A 15,740-nucleotide genomic window follows, 5' to 3' on the forward strand; every position below is an offset into this window, starting at 1 on the left:
CTTAGCGGGTGCCGCGACGGCTCATGAACGCCAGACGCTCAAGCAATTGCACGTCCTGTTCGTTCTTCACCAGGGCGCCGGCCAGTGGCGGGATGGCCTTGGTCGGATCGCGCTCGCGCAGCACCGCTTCGCCGATGTTGTCGGCCATCAGCAGCTTCAGCCAGTCCACCAGCTCGGAGGTCGAAGGCTTCTTCTTCAGGCCCGGCACCTTGCGCACGTCGAAGAACACGTCCAGCGCTTCGCTGACCAGGTCTTTCTTGATGTCCGGGTAGTGCACGTCAACGATCTTTTGCAGGGTGGTGCGGTCGGGGAAAGCGATGTAGTGGAAGAAGCAGCGGCGCAGGAAGGCGTCCGGCAATTCCTTTTCGTTGTTGGAGGTAATGATGATGATCGGACGCTTTTTCGCCTTGATGGTCTCGTCGATCTCGTAAACGTAGAACTCCATCTTGTCGAGTTCTTGCAGCAGGTCGTTGGGGAATTCGATGTCGGCCTTGTCGATTTCGTCGATCAGCAGGATGACCCGCTCGTCGGATTCGAAGGCTTCCCAGAGCTTGCCCTTTTTCAGGTAGTTACGAACGTCGTGGACTTTTTCGTTGCCCAGTTGCGAGTCGCGCAGGCGGCTGACCGCGTCGTACTCGTACAGGCCCTGGTGAGCCTTGGTGGTGGACTTGATGTGCCAGGTGATCAGCTTGGCGCCAAAGGATTCGGCCAGTTGCTCGGCGAGCATGGTCTTGCCGGTGCCCGGTTCGCCCTTGACCAGCAACGGCCGCTCCAGGGTGATGGCGGCGTTGACCGCCAGCTTCAGGTCATCGGTGGCGACGTAGGCCTGGGTGCCTTCGAACTTCATCTGCTAATCCTCGAACGGTAACGCCGACCTGAACGCGGCAGGGCGGGGGGGGCGCAATAAAAGGGTCAGCCCCGACTATAACGCGCTGCCCGGTCGACTGTGAACGCAGACGGCTTATTCAGTCTCTGAATGGAGCGTCACATCTTGACTCAGTCTCGGCGGCTGGCCAGTATTGAGATATCGCCATTTTGGCGATAGCTTGCCGGGCATGTCTACTAAATACCGATTTCGAGATACGTATCGCATTCAGTTGCGCGAAAAGGATCATCCACCACCCCACGTTCATCTGACGGGGGGCGGGCTGGACGTCATGCTGAGCCTGGAAACTGTCGAAGTGATGGTGGGCAAAGCGCCGCCGCTGATCATCAAGGAAGCGCTGGAGTGGGTCAGGGCCCATCAGGTGCAATTGCTGGAGGACTGGAAACGATGCTACCCATGAAACGACCACGGCTATCGGCAGTGCAAGCATTGCCGGATTACCGATTGGCGCTGACGTTTATCGATGGCCAGCAACTGCTGCTCGATTTGAGCCGCGACCTGCACGCCTATCCAGGCCTGCAACCTTTGCAGGGAGACGCTTTTGATCATGCAGCGTTGGGTGACGATGGCTGGAGTGTCGAATGGCCTGAGCTGGATATCCAGATCGGTGCAGACACGCTCTACCTGGATGCCCTGGCGCAGAATGCAGCCGACGAAAACACCCGAATCTTTATCGATTGGCGTGCTCGCACCGGGTTATCGCTCAATCAGGCGGCTCAAGCGTTGGGGGTCAGTAGCCGCAGTATCAGCCGATACAGCAGTGGTCGCGAAGCGGTGCCCCGATCTTTGGCCCTGGCTTGCCTGGGTTGGGATTTCCTTCAACGGCAATCGAATTCGCCCCGCGCGGCAGAAGACACTGGCCGGTACAGCGTCACGCGCAAAAATTAACCTGCATCCGGCTTGGGCCGTTCATACCGCGCATTGAATGCCTGGATGAAACCGTTGCGTAAAATCTGTAAAAAAGCCTGGAATGCGCTGACATCCTGCTGATGCACATTGCCCTTGAGTTCGACCCGTGTCGCAAACTGGTTTTTGCCCTGGTTTTTCAGGACCGTCTCGGTTCCACCGACGAGGGCTTCCCATATCGAGCGGAACAGCCCTTTGTCCTTGTTTTCCACGTCCTGCTGCCAGTTGAACACGTCAACATCGCGCATCAGCGGCTTGATGTAGCCGGTCAGTCGGCCCTTGTTGGCCTGGGCTTCGATCACCACGTCGCCATGGCCGGCATTGAAATCGAACTTGCCGTAGGCCGCGGCGAAGTCGTTCAGGCGCTTGAGTTCGATATCCGTGGTGCGCAAGCGAAACTCGAAGTCTTCGAAATCGCTCAAGGGATCGAAAGTGGCCGAGGTTTCCAGTGGTGCATGCCCCAGCAGCAAGGCTTTACCTTCAAAACGTGCGTCGCGTTTGCCTTTGGTGTCGACCACGTTGGTCAGGTTGAAAATACGGGCATCCACCTTTGTGGCATTCATGTTCACCGGTGGTTTGGAGTTGAAGTTGCGAAAACTGATCTTGCCGTCGTTGATCCGCACTTCGTTCAGGGTAATGGGCAGCAGCTTGCCTAATTGGGCACGCCAGTCGGTGCCCTGGCCGGTCTGGGAGTTTCGCTTGTTGGGCCCGTCGACGAAGTTGACCTCGGGCGTGATGAACTGCACTTCGGCCACCACTGCGTGGTCGTGCCACAGTGAGTGCCAACTCACCGAGAGGTCGATCAATGGCGCGTTGACGAAAGGCACCGGAACCTTGCCATCGACCTTGACGATTTTCAGTCCGTTGATCTTGTAGGCCCCGCGCCACAGGGCCAGGTCCACGTCGGTGATCTGGCCCCGATAGTCGCCCATGTCCGCCAGCCTCTCATTCAGGTAATCGCGCACCAGATAGGGCAAGGCGATGTGCAGCGTTATCAGCAGTACAAGGAGGCCGATGAGGGTCCACAGGGGCCAGCTATATCGACGTTTCATGGTGGCAAATCTCTGGCGATCTATAGCCATTGACTGCACTGACAGGCGGACGTTCGACCCGACTGGACGCCTGCGGGCAAGAGGGCTTACCTTGATGCCCTATTTCAATGCTGTCGTTAAGGACCCAGCCATGAGCCGCATTTTTGCTGACAACGCCCACTCCATCGGCAACACGCCGCTGGTGCAGATCAATCGCATTGCGCCGCGTGGTGTGACCATTCTGGCCAAGATCGAAGGGCGCAACCCCGGTTACTCGGTCAAGTGCCGGATCGGTGCGAACATGATCTGGGATGCCGAAAGCAGCGGCAAACTCAAGCCGGGCATGACCATCGTCGAACCCACCTCCGGCAATACCGGCATCGGCCTGGCGTTCGTGGCCGCCGCCCGTGGCTACAAACTGATGCTGACCATGCCGGCGTCCATGAGCATCGAACGTCGCAAGGTGCTCAAGGCACTGGGTGCCGAGCTGGTGTTGACCGAACCGGCCAAAGGCATGAAGGGCGCTATCGAAAAAGCCGGTGAAATTGTTGCCGGCGACCCGTCGAAGTACTTCATGCCGGCGCAATTCGACAACCCGGCCAACCCGGCCATCCACGAAAAAACCACCGGCCCGGAAATCTGGAACGATACCGACGGCGCCGTCGACGTGCTGGTGGCGGGCGTCGGAACCGGTGGAACCATCACCGGGGTTTCACGGTATATCAAGAATACCCAGGGCAAACCTATTCTCTCGGTGGCGGTGGAGCCGGCGGTGTCGCCGGTGATAACCCAGGCCCTGGCCGGTGAAGAAATCAAACCGAGCCCGCACAAGATCCAGGGCATTGGTGCCGGTTTTGTGCCGAAGAACCTCGATTTGTCGATCGTCGACCGGGTAGAACTGGTCAGTGACGAAGAGTCCAAGGCCATGGCCTTGCGCTTGATGCAGGAAGAAGGAATCTTGTGCGGGATCTCCTGCGGCGCGGCCATGGCAGTGGCCGTGAGATTGGCGGAGACCCCGGAAATGCAGGGCAAGACCATCGTCGTGATCCTGCCGGATTCCGGTGAGCGTTATCTGTCGAGCATGTTGTTCAGTGATCTGTTTACCGAGCAGGAGAATCAGCAGTAAACGCTGAACATTGGCGGATCGTGGCTGTTGGCGGTTGATGATGGATTCGCATCAGCCGCCGTTCAGGTGCCGCATGTTAAGAAATGCTTTGTTGCATATTCGTTAACATTGAATGTTGAAAAGTGCAGGTTTTTCACCGGTACGGCAGTGTTTATCATGCCGCAAACCACGTCGGGCAATGGGCATGGTGCAAAGTCGCTTATCTTCAAAGGAGTTGTTGATGACCTTTTCGTTTGCCGCGAAAGCCTCGTTGTTGCTGCTGTTTCTCGGTAGCACCCTGTATGTGCACTTACGCGGCAAGGCACGTCTGCCGGTTTTACGTCAGTTCGTTAACCATTCGGCACTGTTCGCACCCTATAACGCCTTGATGTACCTGTTTTCCGGTGTGCCTTCCAAACCGTATCTGGATCGCAGCAAGTTTCCCGAACTGGATGTGCTCAAGGACAACTGGGAAGTGATCCGCGACGAAGCGATGCACTTGTTCGACGAGGGGTACATTCGTGCGGCGGCAAAGAACAACGACGCCGGTTTTGGCTCGTTCTTCAAGAAGGGCTGGAAGCGTTTCTATCTCAAGTGGTATGACAAACCGCTGCCTTCTGCCGAAGTCCTGTGCCCGAGAACCGTGGCATTGGTCAGCAGCATTCCCAACGTCAAGGGCGCGATGTTTGCGCTGCTGCCGGGCGGCAGCCACCTCAACCCGCACCGCGATCCGTTTGGTGGCTCCCTGCGTTATCACCTGGGGCTGTCCACCCCCAATTCCGATGATTGCCGCATCTTTGTCGACGGTCAGGTTTACGCCTGGCGCGATGGTGAAGACGTGATGTTCGACGAGACCTACGTGCACTGGGTCAAGAATGAAACGCAAAAGACCCGGGTCATCCTGTTCTGCGATATCGAACGTCCGTTGAGCAATCGCTTCATGACCCGCATCAATCGCAGTATCAGCGCCTGGCTGGGGCGCGCCACCGCCCCTCAGAACCTGGATGACGAGCGTGTGGGCGGGATCAACAGGGCCTACGCCTGGAGCAAGAACTCCAGCGATAGATTCAGTGGTGTGGTCAAGCAATGGAAGCGGCGCAATCCCAAGGCTTACCGTGTACTGCGCCCGGTGCTGGCAGTGGCGGTGCTGACGTTGTTGGGGTATTGGTTGTTTGGTTGAGGCCGGATACGGCCTTTTGACCAACACGTTGCAATCCATGTCGAACGCTGGTTATAGTCGGCGCACGGTGAGTTTCGGACTCACTTTTTATCCCTCGAGCAAAGATCAGCCCAATGCCTGCATCCCTCCTCAACGCGGTAGTCGATTCAGCGGTCAACGCTGGCGTCGTGCCGTGCGGGAATCAGCAGCCCGGGCAGATCAGTCATTACCCCCCACCTGTCAGTAGCACGCCGGTGTGCGCAGTCGTATCACCGCCAGGCGTTGGCATTTCGGGCTGATCAGCTGTCTTCTGCTGTTCCCCCGCCCGCCTGAAAAAACTACTGGATTTCAGCTTTTGCTGAGTTGGCTTTTTGCCTGACTACAGGTGGCATTCATGTTTGTCCTTTCGAAAAAATCCGCGCTCGCGGCGGCGTCCACGAGCCTGTTCGTGCTGCTGTGGAGCAGCGGGGCGATCTTCTCCAAATGGGGGCTGGCCCACGCGTCACCCTTCGCCTTCCTGATGTTTCGTTTCCTCATCGCGCTATGCGGGCTGGTGTTGCTGGTGCCGTTGTTCAAGCTGAAGTTGCCCAAGGGCGGCAAGCCGATGCTGTATGCGATGGCCACCGGCGTGGTGTTGTTGGGGGGCTATCAGATTTTCTATCTGCTGGCCCTCGACCTTAAAGTCACCCCCGGGGTGATGGCGACCATCATGGGCGTGCAGCCGATCCTTACGGTGGTGATCATGGAGCGTCAACGATCAGCCAGCCGGATGTTCGGTCTGGCGCTTGGGCTGGCCGGTCTGATCATGGTGGTTTACCAGGGCATCGGTCTGGCCGGGATGTCGCTGGCCGGGATGCTCTTCGGTCTGCTGGCGCTGGTGAGCATGACGTTCGGTTCGATGATGCAAAAACGCATCACTGAAAATCCTCTCGGCACGCTACCGGTGCAGTACCTCGCCGGGCTGCTGTTGTGCGGGATTTTCGTACCTTTCCAGCCGTTTCACTTCGAGCACAGCAGCGGTTTCATCCTGCCGGTGCTATGGATGGGGCTGGTGGTGTCGGTGCTGGCGACGCTGTTGCTGTATCGCTTGATCGCCCGGGGCAACCTGGTGAACGTCACCAGTCTGTTTTACCTGGTGCCGGCGGTGACGGCGGTGATGGACTATCTGGTCTTCGGCAACCGCCTGGCGCTGTTGAGCCTGTTCGGCATGCTGTTGATCATCGTCGGGCTGGTGTTTGTGTTCCGTAAATCGGCTTAAAACCGCAAAGGTCCGGAGCAATGCTCCGGGCCTTTTTCATTTGGCCAGCGCATGCTCGGCCCGTACCGAATTCATGAACGCCTGCATCGCCGACGATTGAATGCGATGACGCCGGGTGATCAACCCGTACGGTGGCAGCCGCGCCTCGAACTTGATCGGCAACACCGCCAGCAGATCCCGACCGGGGTAATCCTCGACCACCGACACCGGCGTGACGCCGAGCATGTCGGTCTGCTGAATCAACGACAGCAGGGTCATGATCGACGTGGTTTCGACGATGCTGCTCGGGATGTCGACCCGCGCGTTGTGGAACACCTGATTGATGATCGCGCGCATCGGGCTGGGCTGCTGTTGCAGCACCCAGGTCATGTTCTGCAGTTCGGCCCAGCTCAACTGCGTGGCTTTGGCCAGTGGATTCTGTGCGCCGGAAATCACGCACAGCGCTTCCTCGCCAAGGCTGTCGAACAGCAACTCCTCTGCCCGGGCACCGGCGGGAATCCGCCCCAATACGATATCCAGCTGATCTTGCAACAACGCCTGCACCAGCACGTCACTGGTGTCGACCTGAATGCTCATCGACAAGCGTGGATGGCTTTGTTTCAAGGTGGCGATGGTGCGCGTCAGCAGCCCCGAAGCCAGTGCCGGAATGGCCCCGACCGCGACCCGGCCAAGGTTGCCGGATTCGAGGGCGACCAGCTCTTCACGCATGCCGCTGAGTTCGGCGAACACCATGCGTGCGTAATAAATGACCGTTTCCCCGAACGGGGTAGAGCGCATGCCCCGGGGCAGGCGTTCGAACAGTTCGACGCCCAACAGGTCCTCGGCCTCATGCAGCATCTTGGTCGCGGCCGGCTGGGTCATGCCGATGTGGTCGGCGGCGCGGCGCAACGAGCCGAATTCCTGCAACGCCAGCATCAGCCGCAGTTGGCGCAGACGCAGTCGGCTGTGGATTACGTTGGCAGCAGGAATTCGGGTCATGGGCCGTGCTCGCAAAAAAGTCCTGCGGCAAGCCTGACAACAAATGCCAGGCGTTGCCAGCTTTGGCGTGTCACAGCACCGATTTTGGTTTGGCGACCTGGGGTTTGCGCAGGCCGATCAGGGTTTGCAGCGCTTTGGAAATCAACGGCCAGAACAGCATCAGCAGCGCCGCCGTGGTCAGGCTGCCCACCAACGGGTTGGACCAGAAAATCCCCAGGTGCCCGTCGGAGAACAGCATCGACTGGCGGAACGCATCTTCTGCCTTGTCGCCCAGCACTGCCGCCAACACCAGCGGCGCAATCGGGTAGCCGAGTTTCTTGAACAGATAACCCAGTGCACCGAAGCCCAGCATCAGCACCACGTCGAAGAACGAGTTGTGCACCGAGTAGGCACCGATGGCGCAGACCATGATGATGATCGGCGCGATGATCGAGAACGGGATGCGCAGGATCGAAGCGAACAGCGGCACGGTGGCCAGCACCACGATCAGACTCACCACGTTGCCCAGGTACATGCTGGCGATCAGGCCCCAGACAAAATCGTGTTGCTCGACGAACAGCGTCGGCCCCGGGTGCAAACCCCAGATCATCAGGCCACCGAGCATCACCGCCGCAGTCGCCGAACCGGGAATGCCCAGGGTCAGCATCGGCAGCAGGGCACTGGTGCCGGCCGCGTGGTCAGCGGTTTCCGGGGCGATCACCCCTTCGAGTTCGCCTTTGCCGAAGTTGTCGCGATTTTTCGAGAAACGCCGCGCCAGGCTGTAGCTCATGAACGACGCGGCAGTCGGTCCGCCAGGGGTGATGCCCATCCAGCAGCCAACCAGGGTGCTGCGCACAATCGTCCACCAGTAACGCGGCAATTTGGCCCAGGTGCGCAGGATCACCATGGGCGTGATCCGCGCATGCTCGCCGCGGAACACCAATCCCTCTTCCACGGTGCAGAGGATTTCGCCGATGCCGAACAGGCCGATCACCGCCACTTCAAAGCTGATGCCGGTCATCAGGATCGGCTGGTCGAAGGTCAGGCGCAGGTTGCCGGACACGGTGTCCATGCCGACGGCGGCCATGGCGAAACCGATCATCATCGCCACCACGGTTTTCAGCGGCGGGTTCTTGCTCATGCCGATGAAGGTGCAGAACGCCAACAGGTACACCGCAAAGAACTCCGGCGAACTGAACGACATGGCGAACGCGGCAATTTTTGTCGAGAGGAACGTCAGCAACAACACGCCGGCCAACGCACCCAGCAACGCCGAACTGAACGCGGCGGTCAGGGCTTCGGCGGCGCGGCCTTCGCGGGCCATCGGGTAACCGTCGAAGGTGGTTGCCACCGATGAGGGCTCACCGGGGATGTTGAACAGGATCGAGGTGATCGAACCGCCGAACAGTGCGCCCCAGTACATGCACGACAGCAGGATGATCGCCGACACCGGCGACATGGTGAACGTCAGCGGCAACAGCAACGCCACGCCGTTGGGGGCACCGAGACCGGGCAGTACGCCGACCAGAATGCCCAGCAGCACGCCGATCACCATCAGGCCGATATGGCCCGGCGTGAGGATCAGGTTCATGCCTTGCAGCAGGGAATCGAACTCGCTCATTTGAAATGTCTCCCGGCCAGGGCAATCCAGTCGCCCATTGGGCCGGCATCCAGCGGCACTTTGAACCACAGCGCGAAAATCAGGTAACTGGCCAGCACCGCGCCCAGGGACACGCTGCCGATCATCCATTTGCCGTAAGGCTTGGCGCGGACCTTGTCACGCCACATGAACCAGGCAATGAAGCAGGCCGAAGCGATGTAGATGCCGGTGAACGGCATCGCACCGACGAAGAGCGCGATGGGCACGAACACCGACAGCACTTGCCTGAACGCACAGCGGCTGACGAATGAGATGCCCAGGGCTTGCCAGCGCACCAGGGTCAACACGCCGTTGGCCACACTGGCGGCGCTCAACATCAGGCCGATGTAGAAGGGAAAGTAACCCGGCTCGGGGCCGGCATCACCCCAGCCGATACCCTGTTCGACACTGCCGTACATCACCACCACGCCGATCAGCGTGGTGAAGAGTGCCAGGCCGAGTTCGACCCAGCGCGTACCGACCAGCGGTGGTGAATCCGAAGAATGGGACATGAAAGCACCTCCAGAGGTGACGGCCGTACGCAGGGCGGGCGGCCGTGAACAACTCAGTTTTTCAGCCAGCCGGCCTCTTTGAACACCGGCGTGACGCGGGCGGTGTCTTTTTCGATGTAGGCGGTCAGCGGCTCACCCTCGAGGAAAGTTGGCACCAGAGCGTTCTGCTTCACGTAAGCCTTGAACTCATCGGTCTGGGTGACTTTGCGCATTAACTCGACATAGAACGCGCGCTGCTCGGCGGTGACTTCGCCGGGCATGAACACGGTGCGCGGGAAGCGGTACTGATCGATGCCCAGGCCTTGTTCGTGACAGGTCGGGACGTCGGCCCAGGATTTATCGCCTGCGACTTTATCGGTATAGCCCATGCGCTCCTTACTGAACACGCAGAGCGGCTCGACCTGATCGCCACGCCATTGGCTGATGCTCTCGCTTGGATTGTTGACGTTGGCAGCGATGTGCTTTCCGGCCAGTTGCGTCGCGGCTTCGCTGCCGCTCTTGAACGGGATGTACACCAGTTTGCTGTTGTTGGTCTGGTTCAGCAGCAGGGTCAGTGTCTGGTCGACGTCCTTGGACTGGCTGCCGCCCATGCGCAGGTTCGACGGGTCGGCCTTGACCGCTTCGTAGAAGCTTTTAGCGTCTTTCCACGGCGCACCCTTGTAGCTCCAGAGAATGAAGTCATCCTCGGCCACGGCGGCAATCGGGGTCAGTTCCTGCCATTCGTAACCGAGCTTGGACACCAGCGGCAACAGGTAGATGTTGTTGGTGCCGATCACCAGTTTGTCGGCATCGCCCTTGCTCATTTTCAGGTCGAGGAAGGCTTCGGCGCCGTTGCCACCGCCCTTGTTGAGGACGATGGTGTTCACGTCGAGCAGCTTGTGCGTGGTAATGATCGACTGGATCAGGCGACCGAGTTGGTCGGTACCGCCACCGGGACCACCGGCGACGACGATTTCGACGTTCTTGTCCGGTTGCCAGGCGGCGTTGGCGAGAGCGGGAAGGGTACCGGCGGCGATCAGTGCGCAGCCAAGAAACAGACGGGAAGTACGACGGACGAATGCATTTCGCATGATGGAAGAGCCTCGTATTTATGTTCTTGTAATTGTTATGAGCGGCTTGTTTGCGCGGTAAAGCCGCAAGCCTGGCCCGAGTGTGTGAAGGTGCGGGCACGGCGTCTAGTCAAAACAATACATACACCGATAGCCTGGGGTTATAGCTCGGCAAACTGCTGACTGCTGTAGGAGCGAGCTTCCTCGCGATGGACTCAAGGGCACCGCTTTAATTCAGGTAAAACGCGTTTTCGTTCAAGACCATCGCGAGCAGGCTCGCTCCTACAGAAAAGAATGCGTGGCAACGTTGAAAGGTCGTTGAAAGCAGGGCATGACATAACCCGAGGCTATCGCCTGATTTCAAGTTTTGATTAGACGGTTATCAGCGAGCCTTCGATAGTGCTTATCAACGTCTGCATCTCCACAAAAATAATAAACGAGGCATGCACCATGGTTCGTCCCAGTGCTTCCCTGCATCTGCCCGGCGCAGTTGCCCAGCCCAACGAAGCGACCAGGCCGCTGGCCGGTACCGCCAAAGCCAGCAGCGTGCGCTGGCGGATCTTCGCGATCATCTTCGCGCTGACCATGGTCAACCTGATCGACCGGGTGTCGCTGTCCATTGCGATGCCGACCATCGCCCATGAGTTTTCCTTGTCGCCGAGCCTGCAAGGGCTGATCCTCAGCAGCTTTTTCTGGGCCTACGCACTGTTGCAGATTCCCGGCGGCTGGCTGATCGACCGCTTCGGCCCGCATCGGGTCATCAGTTGGTCCACCGGGTTGTGGGGCACGTTACAGGTGCTGGCGGCGTTCGCCACGGGCGGCTTGTCGTTGTTGTTTGCCCGGGTTGCACTGGGCGCCGCCGAAGCACCGCTGTTCCCGTCGGGCGGCAAGTTGATTTCCCTGTGGCTGGCCCCGAGCGAACGCAGTCGCGGCGCGGTATTGATGGACAGCGGCAGCCCGTTGGGCGTGGCCCTTGGCGGGTTGATCATTGCCTGGCTGATTGCCTCGCTGGACTCCTGGCGCCTGGCCTTCGTGATCGCCGGTATCGCCACCCTGGTGCTGGCCTGGCTGGCACGGCGTTATCTGCGCGATGACCCGGCCGGTCACCCGCAAGTCAATGCGGCGGAGCTTGAGAAAATCAACGCCGGCCGTGCAACGCCCGCCGCCGAAGCGGCCCGAGCGCCGGTCAAGGGGCTGGGTATTGCGCCACGCTCGCTCAGCGGTTTGCTGATCGGCCGGGCGAGTTGGGCGATGGTGTATTTCGGCCTGCTGACCTGGGGCCCGAGTTACCTGGCCCAAGCCCGGGGTTTCGATATCAAGGGGATTGGTGCGGCGACCTTCGTGATTTTTGTCTGCGGTGCCCTGGGTTCGTTGACCGGTGGTTTCCTCTGTGATGGCTTGATTCGCAAAGGCGTGAGTCGCGGGGTGGCGGTCAAGAGCCTGCTGGCGTTTTCCGGGCTGGTGGCCCTCGGCGCATTCCTGTTGCTGCCGACCTTGAGCAATCCTTTTGCGGCGGTGGCGCTGTTGGCCATGACCGCGTTCTTCCTGATGTGGGGCAGCCTCTACTGGAGCTTCCCGGCGCTGCTGGCGGCGCCGGCGCGGGTCGGTTTGATCGGCGGCGTGATGAACATGGCCGGCAGCACCGGCGGCATCGCCGTGCCGATCCTGGTGGGCGTGATTCTGCAAGCGGCTGGTGGTTTCGCCCCGGTGCTCGGGTTCTTCGCGGCGTGCTCGGCAGTCTTCGTGCTGGCGACATTGTTCATCAGCCTGGATGAGGTGCGAAATGACTAACGCGTTGTGGAACGGCCCGATCATCGACGCCCATCATCACTTCTGGGATCCGACCGTCAACGACCACCCATGGCTTGCCCCCGAGGCCAACATACCCTTTCGCTACGGAGACTACAGCGCGATCAAGCGCCGCTATTTTCCCGAGGATTACTTCGCCGACGCAGGTTCCCATAACGTCGTGCAAACGGTGTACGTCGAGACCGAGTGGAACCCCCAGGACCCGATTGGCGAAACCCGTTTCATCGAGCAACTGGCCGCCCGCTACGGCGTGCCCAATGCGGTCGTGGCGCAAGCCTGGCTCGATCATCCGGACGCTATCGATGTGCTCACCGAGCAGGCGCGTTTCAAGCATGTGCGCAGCGTTCGCCACAAACCCGGTGGGCCGATCGCGCCAGCGCAGGTGGGGCACATGCGCAGCCTGATGAGTGACGAACACTGGCGCCGCAGTTACGCCGCGCTCGAAGGGCTGGGCCTGCATTTCGACTTGCAGACGCCTTGGTGGAACCTGCACGAGGCTGAACGCCTGGCCCGGGATTTTCCCGGCATCACGCTGATTCTCAACCACGCCGGTTTGCCCAATGACCGCAGTGCCGAAGGCCTGGCGGGCTGGCGTCTGGCGCTGGCTCGGTTGGCGCAGTGGCCTAACGTGCAGGTGAAGATTTCCGGCCTGGGGCAGGGCGGCCAGCGCTGGCGCGCCAAGGACAACGCCTGGATCGTGCGCGAGGTGATCGCCATGTTCGGCAGCCACCGGGCGATGTTCGCCAGCAACTTCCCCGTGGACAGCCTGTGCGGCTCGTTCGACGACATCTACAGCGGTTTCAAATCCATCGTCGCCGATCTGCCGACAGCCGATCAGGAACGACTTTTCTACAGCAACGCGCAGCGGGTCTATCGCTGTGAGCCTTGCGCCAACGACCGGGCGCAGCCTGAACCCTTGAGGAGTGAAGCATGAGCAAATCCACCATCGCAATGGTCCTCGGCGACCCGGCGGGCATCGGCCCTGAGCTGATTGCGCGCCTGCTGGGCGAGCCTGAAGTGCGTGCCCAGGCCAATGTGATCCTGATCGCCGACGAAGCGGAAATGCGTCGCGGCATGCGCATTGCCGGGATGGAATTTCCCTATCGTCGCGTCGAGTCCCTGGAGCAACTGGCATTTGTCGATGACACGCCGCTGTTTTATGACTTTCGCGGCGACACTCTCGGTGAGTTTGCGCGGAGCGAGGCCAGCGTCATCGGTGGCCGCTACAGCCTCGACACCCTGGAAAAAGCCCTGCGCCTGACCGAAGCGGGCATCACCGACGCCGTGTTGTTCGGGCCATTGAACAAGACTTCACTGCACATGGCCGGCATGGCCCACAGCGATGAGCTGCACTGGTTCGCCGAGCTGCTGGATTTCCATGGACCGTTCTGCGAATTCAACGTGCTCGACAATCTCTGGACTTCGCGGGTGACCTCCCATGTGGCCCTGGCCGATGTGCCGGGCCTGCTCAGCCAGCAACGGGTGGTGGAAGCGATTCAATTGATCGACACCGCGCTCAAGCGCAACGGGCTGGAAAAGCCGCGCATCGGCGTCTGCGGGCTGAATCCGCATAACGGAGATAACGGTTCGTTCGGTCGCGAGGAACTGGACATCATCGGCCCGGCGGTGCGTTCGGCACAGGCACTGGGGATCGCGGCGGACGGCCCTTATCCGGCCGACACGATCTTCCTCAAGGTCCAGGGCGATGCCAGTGCCTTCGACGCGGTGGTGACCATGTACCACGACCAGGGGCAGATCGCGATCAAGCTGATGGGCTTCTCCCGTGGTGTCACGGTGCAGGGCGGACTGCCGATCCCGATCACCACCCCGGCCCATGGCACCGCGTTCGACATCGCGGGGCAGGGCAAGGCGAACGTTGGCGCGATCCGCCAGGCGTTCGAGATTGCGTGCCGGATGGGTGGCAACAGTTACTGATTGTTGAAAGATCAAAAGATCGCAGCCTTCGGCAGCTCCTACAGGTGACCGTATTCCCTGTAGGAGCTGCCGAAGGCTGCGATCTTTTTTGTTTCACCCTGATAACCCGACATACCCACTAATCAGTTTTTGCTATCACTCCAGGTTATCGCCGGATACGCATAAGTGATTATCCGCAGCCCTTGGCCGCTGGCTAAAGTCGCTCCATCGAATGCGCAAGACCGCCACCCGAGTGGCATTGCGCAGCGACTCACAATGACAAGAAGCCGGCAGCGCAAGGAAACCGTATTCATGAAAATCAAAGCGATCCGTACCCGCGTTTTCGAGTGGAAAGGCAAGGTCGTGCCACCTCAGGCGCACTTCTGCACCAACGCCAGCGACATCCTGTTCGAGCGCGGCGACGCCATGGGCTCGTTCCGTTTCCACGGCTGGCTGGTGGTGGAAGTCGAGACCGACACCGGCCTCGTCGGCATCGGTAACTGTGCCCTGGCGCCGCGCGTGGCCAAGGAAATCATCGACACCTACCTGGCGCCGATCGCCATTGGCGAAGACCCGTTCGACAACGAATACATCTGGCAGAAAATGTACCGCCAGAGCCACGCCTGGGGGCGCAAGGGCATCGGCATGGCGGCGATCTCGGCCATCGACATCGCGATCTGGGACATCATGGGCAAAGCGGTGAACAAGCCGGTGTTCAAGCTGCTGGGCGGGCGCACCAAGGAAAAGATCTGGACCTACGCGTCCAAGCTCTACGCCAACGACAACCTCGACCTGTTCCTCGAAGAGGCCCAGGGCTATCTGAACCAGGGTTTCACCGCGCTGAAGATGCGTTTCGGCTACGGCCCGAAGGACGGTCCGGCGGGTATGCGCCGCAACATCGAACAAGTGCGCGCCCTGCGTGAGCTGGCCGGCCCCGACGTCGACATCATGCTCGAATGCTACATGGGCTGGACCCTCGAGTACGCCCGGCGCATGTTGCCGAAACTGGCCGAGTTCGAGCCGCGCTGGCTCGAAGAACCGGTGATCGCCGACGACATCGAAGGCTACATCGAGCTGAAGAAGATGGGGATCATGCCGATCTCCGGCGGCGAGCACGAATTCACTTCCTATGGCTTCAAAGACCTGCTGGAACGCCGCGCCGTCGACGTGATCCAGTACGACACCAACCGCGTCGGCGGCATCACCGCCGCGCGCAAGATCAACGCCATGGCCGAGGCCTGGTCGGTGCCGGTCATCCCGCATGCCGGGCAGATGCACAACTACCACCTGACCATGTCCACCACGGCTTCGCCTATGGCCGAGTTCTTCCCGGTGTTCGACGTCGAAGTCGGCAACGAGCTCTTCTACTACGTGTTCAAGGGCGAGCCGCAACCGGTCAACGGCTACATCCAACTGGATGACAACAAGCCGGGCCTGGGCCTGGAAATCTCCGATGAGTACCTGAGCGATTTCAACATCATCGAGTGACCGTCCGGCGCCGCTCTCTCGCGGCGC

The 15,740-nt window shown here is 60.2% G+C and carries 15 protein-coding genes; 9 read left to right on the forward strand and 6 right to left on the reverse strand.

What is annotated here, in order from left to right; genetic code table 11:
* Position 1 precedes the first annotated feature (1 nt).
* Positions 2-847 carry a MoxR family ATPase gene (locus tag KW841_RS14265; protein ID WP_007972431.1) on the reverse strand — a complete coding sequence of 282 codons (846 nt, stop codon included), beginning with the start codon at positions 845-847 and terminating at the stop codon, positions 2-4.
* Positions 848-1,055: 208 nt separating this feature from the next.
* On the opposite strand from KW841_RS14265, the gene KW841_RS14270 reads away from it, so the two are divergent.
* Both KW841_RS14270 and KW841_RS14275 read left to right on the forward strand, forming a co-directional pair.
* Positions 1,056-1,286 carry a DUF4160 domain-containing protein gene (locus KW841_RS14270; RefSeq protein ID WP_033047627.1) on the forward strand — a complete coding sequence of 77 codons (231 nt, stop codon included), beginning with the start codon at positions 1,056-1,058 and terminating at the stop codon, positions 1,284-1,286.
* Positions 1,274-1,774 carry a DUF2442 domain-containing protein gene (locus KW841_RS14275; RefSeq protein WP_218477124.1) on the forward strand — a complete coding sequence of 167 codons (501 nt, stop codon included), beginning with the start codon at positions 1,274-1,276 and terminating at the stop codon, positions 1,772-1,774. The genes KW841_RS14270 and KW841_RS14275 overlap by 13 nt, the downstream gene beginning before the upstream one ends.
* Here the strand turns inward: KW841_RS14275 and KW841_RS14280 are convergent.
* Positions 1,771-2,844 (reverse strand): DUF748 domain-containing protein, encoded by a 1,074-nt coding sequence (locus tag KW841_RS14280; RefSeq protein ID WP_218477126.1) that lies wholly within the window; start codon positions 2,842-2,844, stop codon positions 1,771-1,773. The genes KW841_RS14275 and KW841_RS14280 overlap by 4 nt on opposite strands.
* A gap of 130 nt (positions 2,845-2,974) precedes the next feature.
* Here KW841_RS14280 and cysK point away from each other — a divergent pair, with 130 nt between their 5' ends.
* From cysK to KW841_RS14295, 3 genes are all read left to right on the forward strand, one after another.
* Positions 2,975-3,949, forward strand: a complete 975-nt coding sequence (gene cysK / locus KW841_RS14285) for a cysteine synthase A (protein ID WP_218477128.1) — start codon at positions 2,975-2,977, stop codon at positions 3,947-3,949.
* Between the two features lie 220 nt (positions 3,950-4,169).
* Entirely contained in the window at positions 4,170-5,108 is a 939-nt protein-coding gene (locus KW841_RS14290) for an aspartyl/asparaginyl beta-hydroxylase domain-containing protein (protein ID WP_218477130.1), read from the forward strand.
* Between the two features lie 373 nt (positions 5,109-5,481).
* Complete coding sequence (locus KW841_RS14295) at positions 5,482-6,345, forward strand: DMT family transporter (RefSeq protein WP_218477132.1); 864 nt, start codon at positions 5,482-5,484, stop codon at positions 6,343-6,345.
* Positions 6,346-6,381: 36 nt separating this feature from the next.
* On the opposite strand, the gene KW841_RS14300 is transcribed toward KW841_RS14295, so the two are convergent.
* From KW841_RS14300 to KW841_RS14315, 4 genes are all read right to left on the reverse strand, one after another.
* Complete coding sequence (locus KW841_RS14300; RefSeq protein WP_102698961.1) at positions 6,382-7,323, reverse strand: LysR family transcriptional regulator; 942 nt, start codon at positions 7,321-7,323, stop codon at positions 6,382-6,384.
* Between the two features lie 70 nt (positions 7,324-7,393).
* Positions 7,394-8,923 (reverse strand): tripartite tricarboxylate transporter permease, encoded by a 1,530-nt coding sequence (locus tag KW841_RS14305; protein ID WP_104450490.1) that lies wholly within the window; start codon positions 8,921-8,923, stop codon positions 7,394-7,396.
* Positions 8,920-9,453: a tripartite tricarboxylate transporter TctB family protein gene (locus KW841_RS14310; protein WP_218477141.1), complete on the reverse strand. Its 534-nt coding sequence runs from the start codon at positions 9,451-9,453 to the stop codon at positions 8,920-8,922. Before KW841_RS14310 ends, KW841_RS14305 begins: the two co-directional genes overlap by 4 nt.
* 53 nt (positions 9,454-9,506) lie before the next feature.
* Positions 9,507-10,523 carry a tripartite tricarboxylate transporter substrate binding protein gene (locus KW841_RS14315; RefSeq protein WP_218477143.1) on the reverse strand — a complete coding sequence of 339 codons (1,017 nt, stop codon included), beginning with the start codon at positions 10,521-10,523 and terminating at the stop codon, positions 9,507-9,509.
* Between the two features lie 429 nt (positions 10,524-10,952).
* Here KW841_RS14315 and KW841_RS14320 point away from each other — a divergent pair, with 429 nt between their 5' ends.
* From KW841_RS14320 to KW841_RS14335, 4 genes are all read left to right on the forward strand, one after another.
* Complete coding sequence (locus KW841_RS14320) at positions 10,953-12,293, forward strand: MFS transporter (RefSeq protein WP_256357817.1); 1,341 nt, start codon at positions 10,953-10,955, stop codon at positions 12,291-12,293.
* Positions 12,286-13,245: an amidohydrolase gene (locus KW841_RS14325; RefSeq protein ID WP_218477144.1), complete on the forward strand. Its 960-nt coding sequence runs from the start codon at positions 12,286-12,288 to the stop codon at positions 13,243-13,245. The genes KW841_RS14320 and KW841_RS14325 overlap by 8 nt, the downstream gene beginning before the upstream one ends.
* Entirely contained in the window at positions 13,242-14,246 is a 1,005-nt protein-coding gene (locus tag KW841_RS14330) for a 4-hydroxythreonine-4-phosphate dehydrogenase PdxA (RefSeq protein WP_218477146.1), read from the forward strand. The genes KW841_RS14325 and KW841_RS14330 overlap by 4 nt, the downstream gene beginning before the upstream one ends.
* 291 nt (positions 14,247-14,537) lie before the next feature.
* Positions 14,538-15,713, forward strand: a complete 1,176-nt coding sequence (locus KW841_RS14335) for an L-rhamnonate dehydratase (RefSeq protein ID WP_007972458.1) — start codon at positions 14,538-14,540, stop codon at positions 15,711-15,713.
* The last annotated feature ends 27 nt before the right edge of the window (positions 15,714-15,740 follow it).

Source organism: Pseudomonas sp. PDM28, assembly GCF_019219115.1.
Classification (GTDB): Bacteria; Pseudomonadota; Gammaproteobacteria; order Pseudomonadales; family Pseudomonadaceae; genus Aquipseudomonas; species Aquipseudomonas laurylsulfatiphila.